Here is a 23579-nt window from a genome sequence, read left to right on the forward strand (position 1 = left end):
GCCTGGGTAATATCGGCGCCTGTCACCTTTTGGGCGGAATAGCCTATCGACCTTGATTCCCTTTTGATGCCTAAGGCAGTAACGACCACATCGCTCAGGGCATTTTCGGATTTTATCAGGGTTATCGTGAGTGTGGAGGTTCCGCCAACAACAGCCTTGGCAGATCGATAGCCGATAAATGAAAAAAGCAGGGTATTCCCTTCCTCTGCCTGGATCTGAAAATGTCCTTTGTCATCCGTAACGGTTCCCTTCGAGGTTCCGGCTACCGTTACGCTGACTCCCGACAAAGGGGAGCCATCTACACCCGAAACCGTTCCTCCAATGGATTTGAACGGCTCTTCGCTCACCGGGCTTCTTTGTAACCGGGCAAAGAGTACATTTTTGCTCTTTTTAAGGACGATCTGTTTGCCGATCACTTCAAAGGAAATATCGAAAGGAGTGAAAATCCGGTCAAGCACATCGCCAAGTCTTTCTTCGTTGGCAATTACAGTAATGGTTTTGTTCCCCGGAAGGATGCTGTTCTTGTAGGTAAATCCTACCTCGGTGGAGTTGGAGATCGTCTTTAAAACGGCCTTCATTTCCTTGGAGGAAAGGTTCAATGAGATCTTCTTATCCAATATTTCCTGTCCATCGGCCTTACCGGCAAAGGAATAGCTGATAAAGCTCAGGGCCAGGAAAATGTGTAATAGTGTAACTCTCATAATGAATAAAACAGCTTGTTTTGGTTGTCCGTTTTTGTTCATAACTTTAGTCGGTTTTGTCGGTTTTTGAAAAAGCGTGGCAAAATTATCCTGTCCATCATCCTTGAGCAGAGATGAATAGGAAAGAGCAAATCGAATGGTGGTGTTCCCGCACCACCATTTTTTATTTTATAGCTGGGTTTTTTTATCCTCCATTCGCAGTTATTATTGGTTTTTGTGAAATAATCAGTTTAATACCTAACCTTGTCTTCATGATTCTGTCCGCGATCAGTCCTGCTATCTGCAGGGCTTGCCTCCTTTGCTCTCGATAATTACGCTGTCCTTATTTATCCTGTATTCAGCGCCTATCGCTTCACAAATGATCTTTAATTTTTCTTCGAAGCTCTCATCCGCCAGGGAGGTAGTGATCTGACAGGCAGCAAACATCTTTTCATCATATCGTAAGGGAATACCGTAGGCATTCTCCAGGGTCTCGAATATTTTCACCACCGGCATGTCTTCAAAATTAAAATTGATGGCGGGTGCTGCAGGAACCTGATCCGTCGATAGTTCTTTTTTATCGGGCACCATTTGAAGAAGTTTCCGGGCACGGGCCTTATAAAAGGCTTTCTGGTCAGGCGTGAGTATAACCTGTCTTTGTTCAGAGGAAGAATCGGTCTTTTTGGTTACGGATACCTTTCCTGTTCGCACAAGAACGGTTACATCCCCATTCTCTTTATCGGTAGTCATCGTGAAACTGGTTCCAAGTACTCTGACCACCAGGTCTTTCGTATACACATAGAACGGGCGGCCCGCATCTTTAGCTACGGTAAAAAAAGCATTTCCCTCCAGAAAGATCTCCCTTTTATTCTTTTGTAAAAAAAGTGCGCGGCGGATCTTTGCTCCGGGTTGAAGGATGACCGTTGAACCATCGACCAGGTAAATCGTCTGATTCCCGGCTGTTTGATTGACACTTTCCAGGTCTTCTTTTACGATTAGGCTGGCAATCTTTTGCCCGGCAGTAACCGTCCGGCTGCCGGAAGGACTATAAAATAAACCTGCCCCCAATATTAACAGACCGATCAGGGATGCAGCCATCCAATACCAGGTCTTTGAACGCCCGGTCCGTCCGGCTAATGGTATGACCGATGCGTAGGCAATACCCTCAGGGATCCGGGAAACGGTGGATGGAGAAGTGACCACGGAGCCGGCTTCCAGTGAATCCTGTATCCCGGTCCAAATCATGGTTGAAAATTGTTCGGCATCCGCGGGCTTTTCTGTGTAAGCCAGATCCCTGGCTATTTCACGGGCCTTGAATAACGTAGGCAGGCCTTCCGGATGCTCTTCCATCCATTTCTCCCAATAAGCTATCGTATCCTCATTAGGGGAATGGACCCATTTGATGAATTGATCATCCTGTAATAACAACCAGACACTGTCATCTAAATTTTTCACGGAACTAATACATTAATGTTGATAAATGGCTTGCGTCACTTAAGGAAATGTACAATTCAGTGTCCTTATACTCAGTTGAGGAAAACAATTTTAAAAAATTGTTATTTTTCAGGAGGCGTTTGTCCGGAATTGTCCGGTTAAATGAAATACTACCGTTAGAAGAAGAAAAAAGACAGAAATGCGGGAATAGCGGGGCTCTTAATGATATCTTTCAGGCGGCAAAGCGCCCGGTATATTAAATTGCTCACCGATTGATAATTCATGTTCATTAATTCGGCGATCTGCTCGTTCGTAAAACCCTGGTAAAAACGGAGCTGAATGACCTCCTGCTGACGGTGGGACAGCTCAAGGATAGCCTTTTTCAGCATTGCCATATGGGAATCGTGGATCTCCTTCTCTACGATGGAGGTTTCAACAGGATCTTCCAGGAGGCCTTCTGCAAGTCCCGCTGCGAGCCGGGATGCATGAAACCGGAAATGGCGTTTTTTCTCCTGTCGTATCAATTTATACCGCAGGGCGCGGAACAGGTAAAACTTTACGCTGTCCGTTGCCGCAAGATTATTGCGTGAGTTCCATAATTCCACAAAAAGTTCCTGAATCTGGTCCTTTAGCAGATCCCTGTCGGGGCAAAGCCGGATGCCATAGGCAATCAAAGCCACTGCATGCTTTTGGTAAAGCACAGCAAAAGCCTCCCTGTCGCCATTTTTTAATCGCAACCAGAGCAGAACCTCCTCGTCGATCTTCTCATGCATACTTACAAAATAGAGAAAAATTTATACTTTCACTTACTTCTTTCTGAATTTCCGGATAGCATTCCCGGTAAAAGTACTTAGAACGAGGCGGCCGCTTATGGCGGCCCTCTCCGGCAGAAGCCGGTCCCAATGCTCAGTTCCCTTCCAGAACGTTTCTTTCAGCAGCCTCATCGCTTCCGGATTGGCATGCGCCAGGCTATCCGCCAGTCTGCGGATGGATTCGTCCATAAGTTCTGCATCGGTATGCAACTCGCTGTACAATCCTCTTTTCCTGGCCCAATCTGCACTCCGCCACATGGAAGCGTCAATGGCCAGCGTACTGAATGCAGCCACTCCTATTTTCCTTTCTACGGCAGGACCGACGACAAAAGGACCGATCCCTACCGCCAGCTCGCTTAATTTAACCTCGGCTCCTTCGACAGCAATGGCATAATCAGCCGCTGCAGCAATCCCTACCCCGCCTCCGACACATTTTCCCTGAATGCGGGCTATTATAAATTTTGGACATTTCCGCATAGCATTGATCAGGTGGGCAAAACCGCTGAAAAAATTCAATCCCTGTTCTTCGTTTTCAATGGAAAGTAATTCATCGAAGGAAGCGCCCGCACAAAAGGTCCTGTCCCCCACAGAACGCAGGACGATCACTTTTGTCTCCTCGTCGTTCCCGGCCCCATGCACCTCACGGGTCAGTTCTTCCAGTAACCAGCCCGGCATGGAATTGCTCTGTGCATGAAAAAATTCAATGGTCGTGACCCCATTATGTTTTTCGACCCTTACATGGCCTTCTTTGGACCCGGTCTTCGATTCGTTGTTCATAAAGCGTTTTTTCTATTATCAGCCTTTTTTTTGTACCATAGTCAGGATGGTTGCTATTGCTACGCTATCCCCCGTTTCATCAAAGACATCCACATACCACTTTACGATGCCTCTCGGCAGGTCATTTACCTCTTTTTTCTCCTGCTCGATCTTTTCTTTACAGGTGAGCTTTACTCCGATCGTACTGCCTGCATAAACCGGTTTCAGGAAGCGGCATTCTTCAAGGCCATAGTTGAGCATGACAGGCCCTTTACCGGCATCTACGAACAGCCCGGCAGCAGCGCTTAAAATAAAGTATCCATGAGCCACCGGTTTTTCAAAAAGGGTTCCTTCAAGCGAGGTATGGTCTGTATGCGCATAAAAATGATCCCAGCTCAGATTGGCAAAATTGACGATATCCCCTTCGGTAACCGTACGTTTATGTGTTATCACCGTATCGCCGATCTGCAGCTCCTCAAAATATTTCCGGAAAGGATGTTTGTCCTCCACCCGTTGCAAAGCATGTGGCTGATAAGTCCCTGTCAGAGCGGTGATCATGGTCGGGGAACCTTGCACGGCGACCCGCTGCATATAATGTTTGATACCCCTCAGACCGCCCATTTCCTCTCCGCCTCCTGCCCGGCCCGGCCCCCCATGCACCAGTAAAGGCAAAGGACTGCCATGACCGGTACTTTCTTTGGCACAGTCATTATTGAGAATAAGGATCCTGCCATGCCAGGTTGCCGCACCCAATACATACCCGCGGGCAACAGCAGGGTCGGCGGTAACGATAGTACTGCACAGGGATCCTTTCCCTTTCTTCGCTAATTCGATAGCCTCGGCCGATCCTTTATAGGGCATGATCGTGCTGACCGGTCCGAAAGCTTCCACACTATGGACCTCTTCACTGGCGAAAGGCCGCTCGTTCAATAATAACAAGGGACTAAGAAATGCTCCTTTAACCGGATCCGCATCGAGGGTTTCCACACTGTCCAGGGATCCATAAAGAATTTTTGAAGAGGCCAGTAGTTTTTTTACCTGGTCCCGGACTTCTTCACGCTGCATCATTCCTGCCAGGGGTCCCATCCTGACCTTTTCGTTCTCCGGGTTGCCGATGGTTGTCTGCGCCAGGGCCCTGGTCAATGCTTTCCAGGCGTCTTCCATTTTATTTTCCGGCACGAAGATCCTTCGGACCGCCGTACATTTCTGACCGGCCTTCACCGTCATTTCTTTTCGCAATTCTTTTATGAACTGATCCCATTCAGGCATGCCGGGATGCACATCCTCACCCAATACCAGGCAGTTGAGGGAATCCGCCTCCATGTTGAAGGGAGTACTTTCCCGGAGAATTGCCGGATGTGCTTTTAGCTGCAGGCCGGTGGAAGCAGAACCGGTAAAGGTTACGACGTCCTGTGCCGTTACATGATCAAGCAGATCACCGGCGCTCCCGCAGATCAACTGTAATGCCCCGGGTGGCAGAATACCTGAAGCATGTATCTCCCGTACAACCGCTTCGGTAAGATAACAGGTAACGCTGGCCGGTTTTACCACGGCAGGTACCCCTGCCAGTAAGTTGACCGCTATTTTTTCCAGCATACCCCAAACGGGGAAATTAAATGCATTGATATGTATGGCTACTCCTTCTTTTGGCACCAGGAGATGCTGAGCCATAAAGGTACCCGCCTTCCCCAGGTTCAATCCGTCACCATCCAGGCAAAATGTTTCATTGGGGAGTTTCCTTCTCAGGGAGGCGTAGGAGAATAAATTGCCTATTCCGCCTTCCAGATCTATCCAGCTATCGGCCCGGGTAGCCCCTGTCTGATAACTGATCCTGTAAAATTTATCCAGACGCTCTGGCTCCTTCAGATAAAGGGCAAGCGCCCGGAGCATACGCCCTCTTTCCGGAAAGGTCATATTACGTAAGGCAGGGTTGCCGGTCTTTCGGCCGTAATCCAGTATAGACGCAAAATCCAGCCCCCTGGTACTCGCATGTCCGATCGTATCGCCGGAAACGGCATGGTACAAAGCTTGTCCCTCTCCGTCTCCCGTTATCCAGGTTCCGGTTATATAATTTCCCAGCTTAGGCATACTACAATCGTTTTGCTTAGTCAAAATTAGGGTAAAAGAACAAAGTGAAGGGAGGAAAAAATGAGGAAAAAATTACAACGGAAATCAGCACTGAAGTCGGTATAAATCCCTTGATCGTGCCACTCTGTCATTAAAAATGGATTGGTAACTATTTTGCCAGTTCCTTTCCTATGGACAATATATATTCTTTAATCGATCATGTTCCCCCTTCGGGCGACCTGGAATTGCTGGATGCCTATTCCAGGACGATTACCGGGGTAGTAGGCCAGGTAGCTGAGGCGGTTGTACATATCCAGGTACAAAAGCCCGGAAACGACCGAAAAAATAGGGAGCCGAAATTAATGCCCGCTTCGGGTTCCGGTTTTCTTATTTCCACAGATGGGTTCGTGGTGACAAATAACCATGTTATCGAGAACGCCACTGACATAAAGGTCTCTCTTGCCGACGGACGAATGGTGAACGCGGAATTAAAAGGAACGGACCCCTCTACAGATATTGCTGTGCTGAAAATCTATGAAACGGGGCTCAAATCCCTTTCTTTCGCCAATTCGGAAGGCCTGCAACCTGGTCAGATCGCCATTGCGATCGGAAATCCCCTGGGTCTTCAGCATACCGTCACTGCGGGTGTTGTAAGTGCCCTTGGCAGGACCTTACGAGCCAGTAACGGGCGTCTCATCGATGATATTATTCAAACCGACGCTGCCTTAAATCCGGGAAACTCCGGAGGACCCCTGGTGAATTCCCTGGGACAGGTCATTGGGGTCAATACGGCCACTATTCCTTCTGCGCAAGGGCTTTGTTTTGCCGTCTCGTCCAACCTGGCTGCATTTGTGGCAGGCAAACTGATTATGGAAGGCCGGGTGAAAAGGGCCTATCTGGGAATTGCCGGTCAATTGGTCAATCTTACTGGCCGTATGATAGCCGCTAACCGCCTGGAAAGAAATACGGGAGTTTATGTATATGAAGTGGTCCCGGACCAGCCCGTAAATAACCAGGCCTTAAGAACCGGGGATATCCTGGTGAGTTTCAACGGAAAAAGTATTGGGACCGTGGATGAGCTGCACAAACAACTGGGTGAAGAGGTAATTGGCCACTCTGTCCGGATGGAGGTATTACGAAATGGCCGGAAAACGGAACTTACCGTCATTCCGGGGGAAATGAAGTAAAGGATCAGGTGCGATTGATCAGCCTTAGTTGATCAGCCTTAGTTGATCAGCCTTAGTTTATCAGCCTTAGTTTATCAGCCTTAGTTTATCAGGCAATGGTTGGGATTCGGGCATCGATCTCCTTGCTGAGCGATTCGAAGATCTCGTCGATATTTCCTTCGCCCTCTATGTGTACAACCTTATCGTATTTTTTATAATGTTCCGCTACGGCTGCCGTTTTTTTCTGGTATTCCCCGTAACGGGCCCGGATGACATCCTCATCCACATCATCGGTACGGCCTGAAGTAAGACCGCGGTTCAACAGCCTTTTCACCAACTCATTCTCAGATACTTCGAGAGCCAGTACAATAGCAATGGAAGTACCCTTCTGCGTAAGCAGTTTATCCAGCGCCTCAGCCTGGGCATTCGTGCGGGGAAAACCATCGAATAAAAAGCCATTGGCCTTCGGATTGTTGTCCAGGGCAGAGCTGATCATTTCAATCACCACTTCGTCGGGAACCAATTGTCCCTTGTCCATGAAGCTTTTAGCAGCAAGGCCCAATGGGGTCTGGCCGGCGATCTCGCTACGCAGTATATCGCCTGTGCTCAGATGCTTTAATCCATACTTGGAAATCAGCCTTTCCGATTGGGTCCCTTTTCCGCTTCCGGGCGGTCCGAATAATATTAAATTAAACATAATGCGTGCTCCCCTTTGTGAATGGACAAATATAATATACAAGGCTTGTAATTCCTTTAACATTTTCGGGTTTCCCTTAAAAAAAGACAATCAGGAGCCTGAATTAACCGTAGTTTTTCCCTGAAAACCGAATATTCCTGTATATAAATGAAACGTTAAGGTACAGAACTTTGTCCCGAACCTGACAATCCGGTTGAACAAGGTCTGCGTAAGTTTGTTATATAATTATTATAATTTATGAGCAACCTTATACGAAATTGCAGTTTTGTTTTACTGGCGCTTCTTTTCCAGCAATGCACCTATTCCCAAACATCCAATCAACAGAAACCAAAAATTATGGATACAACGAATAAAGAAAATAACCCGTCCTATTCCCGAAAGGATACCTCACCGGTAACCCTCAGCGATGAACAATGGAGAAAAATATTGCCTAAGGACGTCTACAATGTTGCAAGGTTGAAAGGAACTGAAAGACCCTGGACCAGTCCCTTCGAAACGTCCCACGAGGTGGGAACCTATTATTGCGCCGTATGCGGTAACGCTTTATTTAAGAGTGACACTAAATTTGAAAGCGGCTGCGGCTGGCCCAGTTTTTATGAACCGATCAGCAAAACCAGCATTATCTATATAGCCGACAATACCTTGGGAATGGTGAGGACCGAGGTAGAATGCGGACGTTGTAAATCCCATCTGGGGCATGTCTTTAATGACGGCCCTCCACCCACCGGTCTGCGTTATTGCATCAACGGAGTCGTCCTGGACTTCGAAAAAGCCAAAGACGCCGAGAAAAAATACAATGCCGGCAAGGGCGACCAATAATACTGTTAAACACGGCTCATTAGGTTCCAGACATAACCAGAAGGTTTTTTTAAGTTGACCAACTTATAACAGCCTTCCTATTATGTCTTTTTGTTTTTTGGAGGAAGTAGGCGGTTAGTTTTGCGACCGAAGGAATGTTTGTGATCGAATTAAAGATTTTGCCGTTATTTTTGCAGCGTAAATCATTTTTTCCAGCCATCTTAGCTCAGTTGGCAGAGCGTTTGATTCGTAATCAAAAGGTCGTGGGTTCGACTCCCATAGATGGCTCAACACCGATAAATTCGTTCTAATGAAATTATCGAGACTGGCAGAAACGATGATCGGATCTGAGATTGTCAAACTAGGCGGGGATATCCGCGAAAAGATCCGCCAGGGAGAAAAGATCTATAATTTTACCGTAGGCGATTTTGATCCCGCTATTTTTCCTATCCCGCAGGCTCTTGAGGATGGTATCGTAGATGCCTACCGCAAGCATTTTACCAATTATCCTGCCGCGGAGGGAAACCTCGATCTCCGGCAATCCATTGCAGCCTTTTTAAAAGACCGGGAAAATCTCCAATATGCACCGGAAGAGATCCTTGTTGCCAGTGGAGGGCGGCCGCTGATCTATTCCCTGTTCAGAACCCTGATCGATCCGGGAGATAAGGTTATCTATGCCGTACCGTCCTGGAACAACAATCACTACACCCATCTGACGGGAGGAGAACATATCGTGGTCGAGGCCAGCCCGGAAAATAACTTTATGCCTACAGCAGCGGCAATCCGGCCCTTTATCAAAGGCGCTACCCTGGTATGTCTTTGCTCGCCGCAAAACCCTACAGGAACTACTATTTCCCGTAAAGATCTGGGCGATATCTGCGCCCTTATCCTGGAGGAAAATGCAGGACGTACCAGCGGAGAAAAAAAACTATTCCTGCTTTACGACCAGATGTATTGGCAACTGACCTATGGGGATATACAACATGTCGATCCGGTGTCCCTTTATCCTGCCATGCGTGAATACACCCTCTTTATCGATGCGATCAGCAAGGTATTTGCCGCAACCGGCGTGAGAGTGGGTTGGTCATTCGGGCCGGTGGAGGTGATCAATAAAATGAAAGCCATCCTGACCCATATCGGGGCATGGGCGCCCATGGCCGAACAAAAGGCCACTGCAAAATTCTTATTGGAAAATGAAAAGATCGATCAATATCTCACCTCTTTCCGGGCTGCCGTTTCGGATCGTCTTCAACGGATCCATGACGGCCTCATCGAATTAAAAAAAGAAGGTTTTTCCGTTGATGTCCTGGCTCCCGAGGCCGCTATTTATCTTACCATCAAGATCGACCTGGCTGGAAAAACAACCCGTAAAGGTCATTTACTGGAAGATCAAAGCCAAGTGACGGCCTATCTGCTCGATGAGGCTAAACTGGCTGTAGTTCCCTTCTCTGCTTTTGGAGCTTCAAAAAATTCACCCTGGTACAGGCTCAGCGTAGGCACCTGTCATATCAATCAGATAGGTGAAATGATCGGAAAATTGCGTGAAGCAATGACACAACTCAAGTAAGGAGATTTATTCAATGTAATACAGATCTATCGCGGGATCTTGGTTCCCGGATCAGAAGAAGGCCTGAGCAAGCAATGATTAATTTTTATTGCAGATAAAGATAAAAGGTTTCAATTCTTTTTGACGGATAATCTTTTGCATCGTTGACCGCTTGACAAGGGTCTTGTGCTTATTGATATCGAAAACCTCATGGGCAATACAAAAACTTTCAATGGTCTCGAAATGGAACAGCAGATCGTTTAATTGTTCCAGCTCCAGCTCCATCGATTGTTCGTTCATGTGTTCGTCTTTCACAAGAACAAGCAAATCTCTGTTACAAGCTTTCATTCTTATTAGATTTTAATAACCAGACATACCTTTATTAATACCACAACCGCATTTTTTGCTCGAACCACCAATACCTTTACCCGAACTGCAGCTGCTTATTAATACAATGCTACCAAATATAAACAATAGAATCAATAACGTTTTTGCCTTTTTCATGACTTTTGTCTCTACTAATTTAACTATTTTGTAGCCATTATAGTATGGGAGACAGGTAACAATTAAAAAAATTAACATTTCATATAATAAAACACTTAGAGTCCTCATTGCCCCGCTTGACTGGGGTTTGGGCCATGCAACAAGGTGTATTCCAATTATTAAAGAATTATTAAAGAATAAATGTGAAGTGTGGATCGCCGCCTCAGGAGCTCAAAAGGCACTCCTGGAGGAAGAATTTCCCTCTTTGTGTTTCGTAGAACTGCCGGGTTACAAAGTCAAATACGGCAGAAACCGTCTTTTGACCTTGTTAAAAATCATCTTTACGATACCAAAAATATTGATCCGGATCAAGCAGGAAAAAGACTGGATGAAGCAATTTTTTATCCGGGAGAGGCCGGATGCCGTTATTTCCGATAACCGTTACGGTCTTTATACCCCGGGATTATACTCCATATTTATCACCCATCAGCTTCGTATACGTACTCCACTGGGGAGGTTGGCCGACAGCTTGATTCAGCAAATCAATTACCGCTACATCAACCGGTTCTCCCAATGTTGGGTACCCGACCACGAATCCGGCGAAACCCTGGCCGGGGAACTTTCACATCCGGTCAGGATGCCAGCTATACCAACCCGTTATATAGGATTGTTATCCAGGATGGAAAAACACTCCCTTCCCCCGGGTCCTGCCAGTGATCTGTTGATCCTGCTTTCCGGGCCGGAACCCCAACGGACCATATTTGAGGAGTCGATCATCAAACAACTCCCCTCCCTCCCCGGAAAAACGATCCTGGTAAGGGGATTGCCAAAAACAAAAGAAGAAATTTCTCCTAAGGAAATTTTGACGGAATCAGGGTCAGGGGAAATAAGGGTATTTGACCACCTCCCCGCAGGAGCCCTGAATGCGGTTATGCTGGATGCCAGGCTGGTCATAGCAAGGGCCGGGTATAGTACCATTATGGATCTGATAGCTCTTGAAAAAAAATCGATTCTGATCCCTACTCCGGGTCAGACAGAACAGGAATATCTTGGGGATCATCTTGCCCGCAGGCATTTAGCCCTTTGTATACCACAATCGGGGTTTTCTATATCTCAGGCTTTGGAAGCAGCCGGGAATTTCCCCTTTACCAAAGCGGTTGGGCGCGATGATAAGAACCTGTTGCAAAAAGAGATCAGGGCTTTTTTGTTTGAATTGGCAAAAACTTCTTCCGCAATTCCAGATGGCTCAGTCAGCAGACCCTGATTTCGGGTAATCGAAAAAAAGGAAGGTAGTTCCGGCAGCGATGAATTCACTCCAGTTCACAGCGGGACTCGTCACGGCAAAAACACCGGCAGTTGGCATATTATCAAGTCTTGCGGTGGTCAGGCTATTTACAAAGGAAGTAATGCCGGGGTTATGGGAGAATATAGCTACGGTATCATAACGGTCATCCAGATCTGCTACTAATTCAGTAAAGACGGGAATTCCCGCATGATATAATTCGGGAACCAGGACAATATCCTTTTCTTTCCCACCAAATTCCCGGATAAAAAATTCGGCAGTATCCCTTGCCCTTTTTGCAGGACTGGATACAAAAAGGTCTATTTTGATACCTGCTTTGATCAGGCGTCGCGCCATTTCCGGAGCGTCGCGCTTCCCCCTCTCATTCAAGGGTCTATCCTTATCACTAAGGGTGATCTGTTCCCAACTGCTTTTAGCATGCCGTATTATTAATAATGTCTTCATGACAGCAAAAAGGTCTTTATTTTGGAGAATATTCAGACGGGAATTTACCCAATCCTACTCAAACCTACATTAAATTGTCAGATACGCAAAGGTCAGGCCGGACTTAATCATTCACACACTGGAGGCGCTTGAATTAAGGAAATTGATGAGAGATACCACATTTTTTAATTTCAGCTTCCGGAGAATATTGTGCCGGTGCACTTCCACTGTCTTCAGGGAAATCTTTAACTCAATGGCAATTTCTTTGGAAGAAAGCCCATCCTTCAGAATTCGTACAATTTGCATTTCCCGGTCGGACAATGTATTCAGATCCGGATTCACCTCATCGTCCGCATGTAATAATTGCTCGGAAAGGATATTCTTAACCTCCTGACAAATATAGACCTGGTTATTACTGACCTCCGTGATGGCCTCCAGCATTTCCTGCCTGGGAGAGTTCTTGGTAACATATCCTTTTGCCCCCAGGCGAATCATCTTTTTTGCATAGGCCGGCTGGGAATGCATGGAAACCCCGATGATCCGGGAAGCCGGAGAATATTTGCGGATCATCTTCAATACCTCAAAACCGCTCATGGGGTACATATTGATATCCAACAGTACCACATCGGGCCTTTTGTCCCTTGCTAGTTCAATGGCGCGGGCACCTTCCCCACATTCGGCCACCACATCAAAATTTTCGTTTTTTCCGAGTAAGAAGCTCCAGGTTTCCCGAATAAGGGTATGATCATCAACGATCATAATAGAAACTTTTTTCATAACGCTTGCATTTCATTTGGAGGAAATAATCAAACATTACTAATAAAGCATTAACCGGACAGCGTTGTAAATTGGAAGGGTCTATTCCAGGGACATATACAGAATCTATCTATAATATTAGGGCTTTTCCCGCAAACGGTCAAGTAAAGATTCAATAGCCTCTTACATTTTTCCCCTCCATGTAATTCATAAAAGCCTTATTAACAACCCTGTTACCACCAGGCGTAGGGTAATTACCGGTAAAATACCAATCCCCGGTATTGGTAGGGCAGGCTTTATGTAAGGACTCGATCGATTGGTAAATAACCTGAACCGGAGTTTTGATCTCAGGGGACGTTATCAATTGGGCAATCTTATCCGAGATCTCTTCGGTCGTAAAGGGTTTATAGACCATCCTCACTACATTTTCCGTATGGAGAAGGCCCATTCTTTGCATCTCTTTACATTTCTCATAAAGATCATGAAGACAACTTTCTTTCCCTTGTTCTCTGGTCAGCTCCATAGCCGCCCGATAGGCAATAAAATCACCCAATTTGCTCATATCGATCCCATAACAATCCGGATACCGGATCTGGGGCGCTGAGGATACGACAATAATCTTCTTCGGTTCCAGGCGGGAAAGCATCCTGATAATACTTTCCTTCAAGGTGGTTCCCCGGACAATGGAATCATCGATCACTACCAGGGTGTCCACTCCTTTGCGCACAGTGCCATAGGTAACGTCGTATACGTGCTGGACCATTTCATTACGACTAACGTCTTCGGTAATGAACGTACGCATTTTTACATCCTTAATGGCTACTTTTTCCACCCGTATCTTCCGGCCGATCATTTCAACAAGCTTATCTTCTGTAATATCCTTACCCCAGGAAAGGATACGCTGGATCTTTATCTTCTCCAGGTAATCGTCCATGCCTTTCCACAAACCATAAAAGGCTGTTTCGGCGGTATTAGGAATAAAGGAAAGGATCGTATTTTTCAGGTCATGATTGATCGCAGTCAGGATCTGCTCACTCAGGTTATACCCCAGAGCAATCCTTTCCCTGTATATTTTTTCATCGCTGCCTCTTGAAAAATAAATGCGTTCAAAACTGCAGGCCCTTCGCTCCTTTGGCTCCAGGATCTTTTCAATCGATACTTTTCCATCCGCCTTGGCGATAAGCCCCATTCCGGGCATCAATTCCATTACCTCATTCTCTCCGACATTAAACACCGTACGGATGGCGGCACGTTCCGAAGCGGCAACAACGACGTCGTCGTTGATATAATAATAGGCAGGTCTGATCCCGTTTGCGTCCCGGAATACAAAACCATCTCCGTTACCCATCAGCCCTCCTACGGTAAATCCTCCGTCAAATAAAGAAACGGCTTTACGCAGCAAACCTACCACATCCAGGTTTTCCGGCGACGCTTCATCCGCCTGGACCTGGAAGTGATGTATTACTTCCATCATTGCAGCCAGATCGCTCTGCTTCTGGAAATCTCCGGGATCGACGCCGATCAGGCCAAATAACTCATCGGTATTGACCAGGTTAAAATTTCCGGCCAGGGCAAGGTTCCTGGCAGGGATCGTATTACGTTTAATGAAAGGATGACAGAATTCGACATTGTTCCTCCCCTGGGTACCATAACGGAGATGTCCAAGAAGAACTTCCCCCAGGAAGGAAATATGCCCCTTCATCAGGCCGGGATGTTTGGTTATATCGGGCTGATATTGCTCCAGCTCCTTCACCTCTCCCAGGATTTTGGAAAAAATATCCGCAATTGGTTGATTATTACTACTTCTGATCCGATGTAAAAAGCGGTGTCCCGGTTCAATATTCAGTTTAACCGCAGCTACCCCTGCCCCATCCTGACCCCGGTTATGCTGTTTTTCCATCAGCAGGTAGAGCTTATTCAGGCCGTACAGCACGGTCCCGTATTGCTGCAAATAATAAGAGAACGGCTTACGTAATCGGATGAATGCCAGACCGCATTCATGTTTTATTGCATCACTCATGGAATTTGCGCCGGGTATGGTTTATTCCGAAATTTAACCCATCCCCAGCGCACGGCTTATGATGGGTCTTCGGCCAGCGAGCCTAAAGCTCGCAAAATGAACCGCAAAGTTACCGGTTTTCCCGGAAAGAAAAAGAAAAGAAGAATGTCCTCTTACTCCAAAAGGATAATTGCGGGCCCTGAAAAGATTTTATCAAGGAAGATCCCTTCAGACTCCTGACCGGTGCCCGTTATTTTGCTACGTAATTTTTTGCAGAACCCTTATTGATCTATAGATGGGGTGGGAGAAAGGCCCAATAATTCCCGTCTGCTCCATATGAATTGGAGAAAGTTGTATTATGAAACCAAGCAGACTTAACCGAAAGCCGTTGTAAAGAACATAAACCAGCAAAATCAAATGCCGGGGTACTATATGATGGGTTTACCCTTGAATGTACTCTTTAAATGTAAGTGGCATTCGTATTGATAAAATTAACCAGGGATGCTGAATTTTTGAGTTTCAGTTTTTTAAGAATATTATGGCGGTGAACCTCTACCGTTTTTAAGGATATATTGAGATTCGTGGCGATCTCCTTGGAAGAAAGTCCTTCTTTTATGTAATTAATGATCTGCATTTCCCTTTCCGTCAGTGCATTAATATTCGGAGAGTCTTCTTTCTCATCCAGCAATTGTTCGGAAATTATATTTTTGATCTCATCACAGATATATTTATTTCCATGATTGACCTCAAGGATAGCCTTGATCATTTCTTCCTTGGAAGAATTTTTGGTGACATACCCCCGGGCGCCCATTTGCAGCATTTTTTTTGCATAAGCGGGCTGCGAATGCATGGAAACACCGATCACTTTTGAACCGGGAGAGATCTTCCGGATCCGTTGCGTTGCCTCCAGGCCGGAAAAAGGAGTCATATTAATGTCCATTAATACGACATGGGGGCGTTTGTTTTTAGCCATTTCCACAGCTTCCTGCGCGTCACCGCATTCTGCAATGACCTGAAAACGGGCATCACTATTTAAAATGTAACTCCAGGTCTCCCGGATTAGTTTGTGATCATCAGCGATTAAGATATTGATCTTGCTCATATAGGATTGTTTTAAAGATTTATATAGTTGTGCGCCGCTAACGAACCACCGGTTCGTTCTGGACAGGGACTTGTACTCTTATTTTGCAACCTTTACCCGGCGAGGAGACGATGGTCACCTTACCTCCAAAAAGATCCGCTCTGCTTATTATATTGGAAAGCCCGAGCCCCTTTTTGTTCTTCACTTTTTCAGGATTAAACCCTTTCCCGTCGTCTGTAATCGTCAGTTCGATCCTTTTTCCCCCTTCCCCGAGGATCAGCTCAATGATCATGTTCCTGGCGCCGGAATGTTTCAATACATTATTAACCTGCTCCTGGATGATCCTGAATAACATTAGTTTTTCCTTATCACTGATCTTTTCATCAAATTTCCCGACAGGATAAAATTCGACATGGATCGCCCTTGTCGTCTTTATACTTTCCACCAGGTCGGAAATGGAATCCAGCAGTCCCAGGTCTCCGATACTGGCAGGCACCAGGGACCGGGAAATATTCCTGATCTCATGGATCGCCTCGTGAATGTTCTCCGAACTCCGGTTGATCAGCCGCAATCTTTCTTTGTTATCCGTCTTGGCCAGTTCCAGGTACAATTTGGTCGTGGAAAGGATCTGATTGATATTATCGTGCAGTTCCTTCCCAATTTCCGCTCTTTCCTTTTCCTGGGCATCCAGCATCGCCTGCGCAATCAACTTCTGCTTATTCAACTGCTGATTCAGCAATTGTCTTTCCATTTCCCTTTTCTCGGTAATGTCCTGCATGGATCCGACCATACGAATCACTTTACCCTCTTTCCCAAAAATCAAATAAGCATTGTCAGAAATCAGCGCAAATGTTCCATCCGCTTTTTTAAACCGGTATTCCACATGCCAAAGATCTTTATTCTTCCGGTCGATGAATTTTTCCATATTCTGCAATACGGTTTCCCTGTCATCCGGATGCAGATGCATTTCCCAGAATTTCCGGGTCCGGACCTTCGGTCCCGGCTTGTAACCAAACTGATGGTAAAAGCCTTCTCCCCAAAAATACAATTCTGAATACATATCCCGGTCCCAAATAGCGTCATTGGTTGCTTTTGTCGCCAGGGTATATCGTTCATTGCTTAAATTCAATTCCTCTTCCGCCCTTTTACTCTCCATGATCACCGTGACCAGGTTGGAGGCACGCTCAATAATATTCAATTCGACCTCCGTCGGCGATTTAGAGAATTTATAATAAGCTGCGAAGGCAGCCAGTACTTCTTCCTTTACGTTGCGGATCGGAAAGGACCAGCAGGCCATGAGCCCGTAACGGATAGCGATCTCCTTATAGGCTGCCCATAAGGGATCCGTTGTTATATCACTAACGATCACTTTTTCCTTCCGGTATACCGCCGTCCCGCAACTTCCTGCCTCAGGGCCTATAACCAGGCCGTCTATTTCCTGAGAATAAGCAGCAGGCAGACCGGGAGCCGATAATTGTCTCAGGCACATGCCTTCTTCATCAAAGGCCAATACCGAGCAATACATATCCGGAAATATTTTTTCAATGCCTTTCAGAAAATGATTCAGGATCGATTGTAAAGATGCTTTTTTGCCGGAATTCAATTCCAGCATCTTTTTTTCCAGATCCAGCAGCATTTCCTGTTTTTTTCTGGCTGTCACATCCTTGAAATAGACGAACAACCCCCTGACCGAAGGATAAACACACATCTCCAGCCAGCGGTCGGATCGTTTATTATATTGCTCAAGGGCTACCGTTTCTTTTTTTGAAAATGCCTGTTGGAAGGACTGCTGGGCATCTTTATCTACCAGTTCCGGGAGCCTTTCCCAGATAATCTGCCCCACCACCTCTCCATAAGAAAGATTGGTGATCCTTTCTGCTTCATGATTCCACAACACTACCTTGAAATTTTTATCCAGCACGAAGAACCCATCGGTAATGCTTTCCAGGATATTGGTAATCTGCTCTGAGTATAGATGTAATTGAGTCTCTGCCCTTTTCCGGTCTTTTAATGTTCCTTTGTTCTCTGTGATATCCTTATTGACAGTCAGTATACCGGAAATTTTTCCTTCCTTGTCCCTGATCGTTCGAATAGAGCAAAGAAGGTACGACTTTTTTCTATCATCTGAAATAAAGGCCAGTTCTCCCAGCCAGAAGCCGCTTTCCCGCAGCGACCGGGTCACCTCCTCTTCCGTATGGTGGCCATAGGTATATGGGGCTAATTTCCGGAAGTCCTTCCCGATGGCCTGCGATGCCGGAATACCATAAAAATTTTCAGCTTGCTTATTCCATTGCAATACCTGATTGCGCAAATCGGTATAAATGATGATGTCGGACACCCATTCGGCAAGATAAGCCCGGTAAAGCAGGGGCGCCTCTGTTGGGTTATTCGCACCAATGCCTTCATTATCAACAGTAATGCCGCCAATATTGACTCCAATGGCCCCATTTGGTCCTTTGCCTATAAAATTATCTTTAAAAATCTTCATACCCGTCAATTGCCAACCGGCAGTTTTTCCCTCCGTCGAATGTAATGGGGTTGGGGTCCAGCGTATGATGAATGGTTTCGTTCCCGGCCAGTTAACCGCCAGATCAATGATATCAGGAAAACCATCCTTTTCAGGATCGGAAGGAATGGGGAGTGCCGGCTTTCCAAGGCGGCTAAATACTTCCTCTAATTTCCTTTGGAGGAAGGAGTAAATATTTCTTTTTTGAAGAAGGGATGTAAATCGGGCACAAACAGCCTTGATAGCTCCATCAGGAGCGATTTCAATAAAATAAGGTTGTATAAACTGCTTTATCGTAGGCACGGATTTTTTTGCACTACTTAGCATGATGATTTATGTTGATGGATATTACAAATACCCATTATCAAATTACTAAAGAAGCTTGTACGATCTTAAGGGAAGTTGTTATTTCGAACGCTACTAAGGGTTAATACTTAAATTAATTGCCTGCCGTCGCCTGGTTTACCTGCCATTTGGAAAGATTGTCGCAGCTTTTGTATTCACCATCGATCATTATGTAAAAGGTAGGGATCTTGGCAATGAACCATTTTTCCAGGGCCGCCGATTTTTTACCATCAAGGGCACGCTGAGAAATTTTATTATAATCATCCCGCAGATTTTCCCTGTGCGGCTCGGACTTGGAAACCATCAGTACGATCCGGACGCCTTTTTTACCTCTTTCATCCGTAAAGGAAATCGGTTTGGAATATTCCCCAGGTTTGAGGTTGGCGCTTTTTAACAGCAGGACCATGTCTTTGTCCAGTTGGTCAATGGTCAAAAAGGTGGAACCATCTTTTCCCATGATCTGACCCGCAGTGGACTTTGCCATATCATCCCCGCTGAACTTGGCCACCGCCTCGCCAAATCCAAAATTCCCGGCGATCAACTGCGTACGTATGGAATCCAGTTGGGCCGATGCTTCTTTTATTTCAGGTTCGGTGATCTGGGGGATCTTTAGAATATGCCTGACCACCGCATCATCGCCGTTACGGCTGACCATTTGAATAATATGATAACCGTATTTACTTTTTATTACCGGAGAAATCTGTCCATCCTTCAGCCGGAATGCCGTTGCGAAAAAAATGGGGTCCCACATTTTACTATCGTTCCGGTTCAACTCGATCTGACCGCCTTTTTCTTTACTTCCGGGATCGTCCGAATAAAACTGGGCCAGGGTCTCGAATTTTTTCGTTCCTGCTTCTACCTGCCTCTTATAATCATTCAGTTCGTCGATGGCCAGTTTCTCGATATCACGGCTTGCTTTCGGATACAGAACGATTTGGCTGAGCTGCAGCTGGGATTCATAAAACTGAAGCTTATCCTTTGGTGTCTTCTCGTAATATTCCTTTACTTCCGTCGGGGAGATCTTGATATCTTCCACGATTTTGTTCCGCATGGACTGGGCAAGACGTTGTTCACGTATTGGCACCTGGAAATCCTGTTTAGCCTGGTAAATAGTACGCTGTGCAATCTGTTCGAATGCATCCTTACCGCCATAAAGGTTGATAAAATACCGGATACGCTGGTCTACTTCGGCATCCACTTCTTCCTGGCTTACCGGCAGTGAATCTTTTTCAGCCTGCAATACCAGCGCTTTCTGGATCAGCATATTGTCCAATACATTACATTCATCCGTTGTTCCGCCTCCATTTCTAGCCATGTCCGCAATGGCAATACCCAATTCCGATCTCAAAATGATCTTATCCCCTACAATACCGGCGATCTTATCCGCAACTACTTTTTGCTGGGAAAAAGCAGAAGAGGCCGAGATCAGTAAGATCATCGAGGCGGAGACCGGTAACAAAAATCTTCTATACGTCATACAACAAATGTAACAATGCAAGCTTAAAATAATAAGTCGACTATCCTGCAAATACCCCCTCACGGGGGTATTTAACAAAAGTTTATTATGTACACCAGGGGCTTTAAAACGTTCAGCCCTCCGGAAACGAAGCCTTAGAGGGTCCGTTTCACTTCCTCTTCTTCGTACGCTTCCACGATATCGCCGACATGGATATCATTGTAATTCTTAATGGTTAAACCGCATTCCATGCTGGACGCAACCTCCTTGACATCATCCTTGAACCGTTTGAGGGATTGCAATTCTGCAGTAGCACCTTCCCCAACCGGGTAGATCACGATGCCATCCCGTACCAGGCGGATCTTGGAATTACGGAAGATCTTCCCTTCCAGGACAAAACAACCGGCAACCGTAGCCTTATCGAATTTGAATACATTGCGTACTTCCACATTGGCCACCACCTTCTCCTGGATCTTCGGTTCCAGCATCCCTTCCATTGCGCTCTTGACCTCTTCGATGGCATTGTAGATGATCGAGTAGGTTTTGATTTCCACCCCTTCATTCTCTGCCAGACGGGAAGCCTGTATGGAAGGCCTGACATTAAAGCCAACGATAACCGCATCGGATGCCGTTGCCAGCAATACATCACTCTCGGTAATAGCTCCCACCGCCTTGTGTACCACGCGTACCGCGATCTCCGGAGTTGATAATTTCTGCAGCGAATCGCTGAGTGCCTCCACCGATCCGTCCACATCCCCTTTTATGATCAGGTTCAGCTCCTTGAAGTTTCCAAGGGCAAGCCTGCGGCCTATCTCGTCGAGGGTAATATGTTTTTTGGTCCGTATACCTTGTTCACGCAGGATCTGTGCCCGTTTGTTCGCAACTTCCTTAGCCTCACTCTCATCGGCATAGACCCTGAATTTCTCACCGGCCTGCGGAGCACCGTTGAGCCCCAAAAGCAAAACAGGGGTGGTGGGAGGAGCATTGTCCACCCGTTTATTCCGTTCGTTGAACATTGCTTTCACGCGGCCATAATACTGCCCGGAAACAACCAGGTCCCCCGCATGCAACGTACCATTCTGCACCAATACCGTGGCGACATATCCACGGCCTTTATCCAGCGAGGCTTCGATGACGCTTCCGGAGCCTTCCCGGTCAGGGTTGGCTTTCAGATCGAGCAATTCGGCTTCCAGGCCAATCTTTTCCAGCAACAGATCTACATTAAGACCTTGTTTGGCGGAAATCGCCTGGGACTGGAATTTTCCACCCCAATCTTCCACCAATATGTTCATTCCGGCCAGTTGTTCCTTGATCTTTTCCGGATTAGCTCCATCTTTATCGATCTTGTTTATAGCAAAGACCATGGGCAGACCGGCAGCCTGGGCATGGGAAATAGCTTCTTTTGTCTGAGGCATGACCGCATCATCGGCAGCGACCACGATCACCGCCACATCGGCGGCTTTGGCACCTCTGGCACGCATGGCCGTAAAGGCTTCGTGACCAGGCGTATCGAGGAAAGTGATCTTTTTGCCTGTTGCTGTCGTTACCTGGTAGGCTCCGATATGTTGTGTGATCCCCCCGGCTTCGCCAGCAACCACATTGGCGCTCCGGATATAATCCAGCAGAGACGTCTTACCGTGATCCACATGCCCCATGATCGTGACCACCGGAGAACGGGGTGTCATTTCTTCCGGATCATCTTCCATATCGTCTTCTTCCATCTCAGCCGCATCATCGATGCCAATGAACTCAACGGTATATCCAAATTCTCCTGCAACCAATTCAATGACATCTGCTTCCAGGCGCTGGTTGATGGACACCATCATTCCCAGGCTCATACATTTACCGATCACCTCGGCATAACTCACATCCATCAGATTGGCGAGTTCGCTGACACTGATGAATTCGGTAACCTGCAGCCTGTTGTCCGTCATTTCATCGGAACCTGCATTCTCCGCCAGTTCATCTCTTTTTGCACGACGGTATTTGGCTTTCAGACTTTTTCCACGGCCGCCTGACCCTGCCAGCTTAGCCTGTGTTTGTCTGATCTTCTCCTGAATCTCTTTTTTATCGATTTCCTTTACTTCACGGGGAGTATTTCTTGGGTCGGGACGTCGATTGCCGCCTGTTCCGCCATGGGGCGCGCCACCACCGGGGCCACCACGATTTTCATTCCGGCGGATCGGCAATCTGTGTTCACCCGGGGGTTTATGCTCCCTGCGTTCAGGCTGTCCGGGAGCGCCACCTGCTGGGGGTTTGCCGGAATCCTTCTTTTCGATCGGGATCCTTTTCCGTTTCCTTTTCTCTTCGGAAGCCGGTTTCGGACGGGTGTCGCTATTAAGCGGTAATTCTATTTTTCCGAGGATCTTCGGTCCTTCCAGTTTTTCCGCCTTAATATTCTCTATCACGACCGGAGCATCCTGTTCTTCTGCAATCTGGGATTCCGGCGCTTTTTCCGGCTCAGGAACGGGAAGCCTGATTTCCTCTTCCTTTTTCTTTGTGCTTTCCATGACTACCGGGAGCTCGGGTAAAGGTTCTTCTTTAACGGGCTCTTTGACCTCCGGTTCTTTTTGGGCAGGTTCCGTCTCTTTCGGAGCCGGTTCCTTTTCCTTTTGAACGGGCTGAGGTTCCGCTTCGACCGGCTTTTCCGGTTCGGCGACTGGCTCAGGTTCGGCTTCACCCGCCTTCTTAATTATCTTTTTCGGCCTGGTGGAAGAGTCGATAGCAGACAGGTCTATCTTGTTCAGAATTTTAGGCCCTTCCAATTCAGGCGCATCGATCCTGGTTATTTCCGGCTCCGGCAGTTTTTCTTCCACAATGACCGGTGGTGGCGGAGGAGGTGGTGGAGGTGGAGGCGGAGCAGCAGGGGGTTCTTCTATGACGGGAATCTCTTCCTTCACAACCTTCTTGACGATCTCCTTTTTAAAGAGCACCGCCTCGTCTTCCTTCTTTTTTTTCGTATCCAGGCTTCCTTTGGGCAGATCGATCTGGTCGCTCTTGTTCTTGGCAACTTTATCTCCCTGAAATTCCTGTTGCAAAAATCGATACATATCCTCCGTCAGCTTGGACGTAGGTTTCAGATCGTCTTTACTAAATCCTTTGCTCGCTAAATAATCCACGAGGGTATCTTTTCCGACGTTGAATTCCTTAGCGGCGGCCATTAAGCGTGGTGTCGTTATTTCTGCCATATTTATCTCTCTGAAACCCGCCCTTTGAGGGGGAGTCCCAGGTCGTCCCTTTTAAAAATTTCAAATAATAACCCGTAAAATAT

18 protein-coding genes and 1 tRNA gene are annotated in these 23579 nt (G+C 46.7%); 5 read left to right on the forward strand and 14 right to left on the reverse strand.

The genetic code is table 11. From position 1 onward, the window contains the following. The 5 genes from ACX0G9_RS13745 to paaZ all read right to left on the reverse strand — a co-directional run. Positions 1-701, reverse strand: a 701-nt coding sequence (locus ACX0G9_RS13745) for a carboxypeptidase-like regulatory domain-containing protein (protein WP_459065494.1), incomplete at its 3' end; no start/stop codon positions are given. A gap of 276 nt (positions 702-977) precedes the next feature. Beyond that, positions 978-2135: a FecR family protein gene (locus ACX0G9_RS13750; protein ID WP_459065495.1), complete on the reverse strand. Its 1158-nt coding sequence runs from the start codon at positions 2133-2135 to the stop codon at positions 978-980. A gap of 155 nt (positions 2136-2290) precedes the next feature. Next, the gene (locus tag ACX0G9_RS13755; protein ID WP_459065496.1) at positions 2291-2887 is read right to left on the reverse strand and encodes an RNA polymerase sigma factor; all 597 of its coding nucleotides are present in this window, start codon (positions 2885-2887) and stop codon (positions 2291-2293) included. A 33-nt stretch (positions 2888-2920) separates the two neighbouring features. Continuing rightward, on the reverse strand, positions 2921-3703 hold the full coding sequence (locus ACX0G9_RS13760) for an enoyl-CoA hydratase/isomerase family protein (RefSeq protein WP_459065497.1): 783 nt from the start codon (positions 3701-3703) through the stop codon (positions 2921-2923). Positions 3704-3721: 18 nt separating this feature from the next. Next, positions 3722-5770, reverse strand: a complete 2049-nt coding sequence (paaZ, locus tag ACX0G9_RS13765) for a phenylacetic acid degradation bifunctional protein PaaZ (RefSeq protein WP_459065498.1) — start codon at positions 5768-5770, stop codon at positions 3722-3724. 170 nt (positions 5771-5940) lie between these two features. On the opposite strand from paaZ, the gene ACX0G9_RS13770 reads away from it, so the two are divergent. Continuing rightward, on the forward strand, positions 5941-6936 hold the full coding sequence (locus ACX0G9_RS13770) for a S1C family serine protease (RefSeq protein ID WP_459065499.1): 996 nt from the start codon (positions 5941-5943) through the stop codon (positions 6934-6936). Between the two features lie 88 nt (positions 6937-7024). Here ACX0G9_RS13770 and ACX0G9_RS13775 read toward each other — a convergent pair whose 3' ends face one another. Then, positions 7025-7612 (reverse strand): adenylate kinase, encoded by a 588-nt coding sequence (locus ACX0G9_RS13775; protein ID WP_459065500.1) that lies wholly within the window; start codon positions 7610-7612, stop codon positions 7025-7027. Between the two features lie 237 nt (positions 7613-7849). Between ACX0G9_RS13775 and msrB the strand changes: the two genes are divergently transcribed. From msrB to ACX0G9_RS13790, 3 genes are all read left to right on the forward strand, one after another. Then, complete coding sequence (gene msrB, locus ACX0G9_RS13780; RefSeq protein WP_459065501.1) at positions 7850-8431, forward strand: peptide-methionine (R)-S-oxide reductase MsrB; 582 nt, start codon at positions 7850-7852, stop codon at positions 8429-8431. A 194-nt stretch (positions 8432-8625) separates the two neighbouring features. Further along, positions 8626-8698: transfer RNA gene (locus tag ACX0G9_RS13785), tRNA-Thr, on the forward strand. Between the two features lie 22 nt (positions 8699-8720). Continuing rightward, on the forward strand, positions 8721-9977 hold the full coding sequence (locus ACX0G9_RS13790; RefSeq protein WP_459065502.1) for a pyridoxal phosphate-dependent aminotransferase: 1257 nt from the start codon (positions 8721-8723) through the stop codon (positions 9975-9977). 78 nt (positions 9978-10055) lie between these two features. Here ACX0G9_RS13790 and ACX0G9_RS13795 read toward each other — a convergent pair whose 3' ends face one another. After that, entirely contained in the window at positions 10056-10304 is a 249-nt protein-coding gene (locus ACX0G9_RS13795; protein WP_459065503.1) for a hypothetical protein, read from the reverse strand. A 343-nt stretch (positions 10305-10647) separates the two neighbouring features. On the opposite strand from ACX0G9_RS13795, the gene ACX0G9_RS13800 reads away from it, so the two are divergent. Next, a complete protein-coding gene (locus ACX0G9_RS13800) occupies positions 10648-11703 on the forward strand; it encodes a glycosyltransferase (protein WP_459065504.1) in 1056 nt (351 codons plus the stop codon). Here ACX0G9_RS13800 and ACX0G9_RS13805 read toward each other — a convergent pair. From ACX0G9_RS13805 to infB, 7 genes are all read right to left on the reverse strand, one after another. Then, positions 11686-12186 carry a SixA phosphatase family protein gene (locus ACX0G9_RS13805; RefSeq protein ID WP_459065505.1) on the reverse strand — a complete coding sequence of 167 codons (501 nt, stop codon included), beginning with the start codon at positions 12184-12186 and terminating at the stop codon, positions 11686-11688. The two genes, ACX0G9_RS13800 and ACX0G9_RS13805, sit on opposite strands and share 18 nt — an antisense overlap. A gap of 111 nt (positions 12187-12297) precedes the next feature. Beyond that, positions 12298-12942 carry a response regulator gene (locus ACX0G9_RS13810; protein WP_459065506.1) on the reverse strand — a complete coding sequence of 215 codons (645 nt, stop codon included), beginning with the start codon at positions 12940-12942 and terminating at the stop codon, positions 12298-12300. 151 nt (positions 12943-13093) lie between these two features. Next, positions 13094-14941, reverse strand: coding sequence for an amidophosphoribosyltransferase (locus ACX0G9_RS13815; protein WP_459065507.1), 1848 nt, complete (start codon positions 14939-14941; stop codon positions 13094-13096). 439 nt (positions 14942-15380) lie between these two features. Continuing rightward, positions 15381-16022 carry a response regulator gene (locus ACX0G9_RS13820; protein WP_459065508.1) on the reverse strand — a complete coding sequence of 214 codons (642 nt, stop codon included), beginning with the start codon at positions 16020-16022 and terminating at the stop codon, positions 15381-15383. A 37-nt stretch (positions 16023-16059) separates the two neighbouring features. Next, entirely contained in the window at positions 16060-18834 is a 2775-nt protein-coding gene (locus tag ACX0G9_RS13825; protein ID WP_459065509.1) for a PAS domain S-box protein, read from the reverse strand. A 112-nt stretch (positions 18835-18946) separates the two neighbouring features. Then, positions 18947-20329 carry a peptidylprolyl isomerase gene (locus ACX0G9_RS13830; protein WP_459065510.1) on the reverse strand — a complete coding sequence of 461 codons (1383 nt, stop codon included), beginning with the start codon at positions 20327-20329 and terminating at the stop codon, positions 18947-18949. Between the two features lie 134 nt (positions 20330-20463). Next, positions 20464-23496 (reverse strand): translation initiation factor IF-2, encoded by a 3033-nt coding sequence (gene infB / locus ACX0G9_RS13835; protein WP_459065511.1) that lies wholly within the window; start codon positions 23494-23496, stop codon positions 20464-20466. Positions 23497-23579: the final 83 nt, after the last annotated feature.

The sequence above is a fragment of the Flavitalea flava genome (genome assembly GCF_054461575.1).

Coding starts and splice junctions, on each gene's coding strand:
- ACX0G9_RS13755 (WP_459065496.1), bottom strand. CDS start 2,887: ATGCATGAGAAGATCGACGAGGAGGTTCTGCTCTGGTTGCGATTAAAA.
- ACX0G9_RS13760 (WP_459065497.1), bottom strand. CDS start 3,703: ATGAACAACGAATCGAAGACCGGGTCCAAAGAAGGCCATGTAAGGGTC.
- paaZ (WP_459065498.1), bottom strand. CDS start 5,770: ATGCCTAAGCTGGGAAATTATATAACCGGAACCTGGATAACGGGAGAC.
- ACX0G9_RS13770 (WP_459065499.1), top strand. CDS start 5,941: ATGGACAATATATATTCTTTAATCGATCATGTTCCCCCTTCGGGCGAC.
- ACX0G9_RS13775 (WP_459065500.1), bottom strand. CDS start 7,612: ATGTTTAATTTAATATTATTCGGACCGCCCGGAAGCGGAAAAGGGACC.
- msrB (WP_459065501.1), top strand. CDS start 7,850: ATGAGCAACCTTATACGAAATTGCAGTTTTGTTTTACTGGCGCTTCTT.
- ACX0G9_RS13790 (WP_459065502.1), top strand. CDS start 8,721: ATGAAATTATCGAGACTGGCAGAAACGATGATCGGATCTGAGATTGTC.
- ACX0G9_RS13795 (WP_459065503.1), bottom strand. CDS start 10,304: ATGAAAGCTTGTAACAGAGATTTGCTTGTTCTTGTGAAAGACGAACAC.
- ACX0G9_RS13805 (WP_459065505.1), bottom strand. CDS start 12,186: ATGAAGACATTATTAATAATACGGCATGCTAAAAGCAGTTGGGAACAG.
- ACX0G9_RS13810 (WP_459065506.1), bottom strand. CDS start 12,942: ATGAAAAAAGTTTCTATTATGATCGTTGATGATCATACCCTTATTCGG.
- ACX0G9_RS13815 (WP_459065507.1), bottom strand. CDS start 14,941: ATGAGTGATGCAATAAAACATGAATGCGGTCTGGCATTCATCCGATTA.
- ACX0G9_RS13820 (WP_459065508.1), bottom strand. CDS start 16,022: ATGAGCAAGATCAATATCTTAATCGCTGATGATCACAAACTAATCCGG.
- ACX0G9_RS13825 (WP_459065509.1), bottom strand. CDS start 18,834: ATGCTAAGTAGTGCAAAAAAATCCGTGCCTACGATAAAGCAGTTTATA.
- ACX0G9_RS13830 (WP_459065510.1), bottom strand. CDS start 20,329: ATGACGTATAGAAGATTTTTGTTACCGGTCTCCGCCTCGATGATCTTA.
- infB (WP_459065511.1), bottom strand. CDS start 23,496: ATGGCAGAAATAACGACACCACGCTTAATGGCCGCCGCTAAGGAATTC.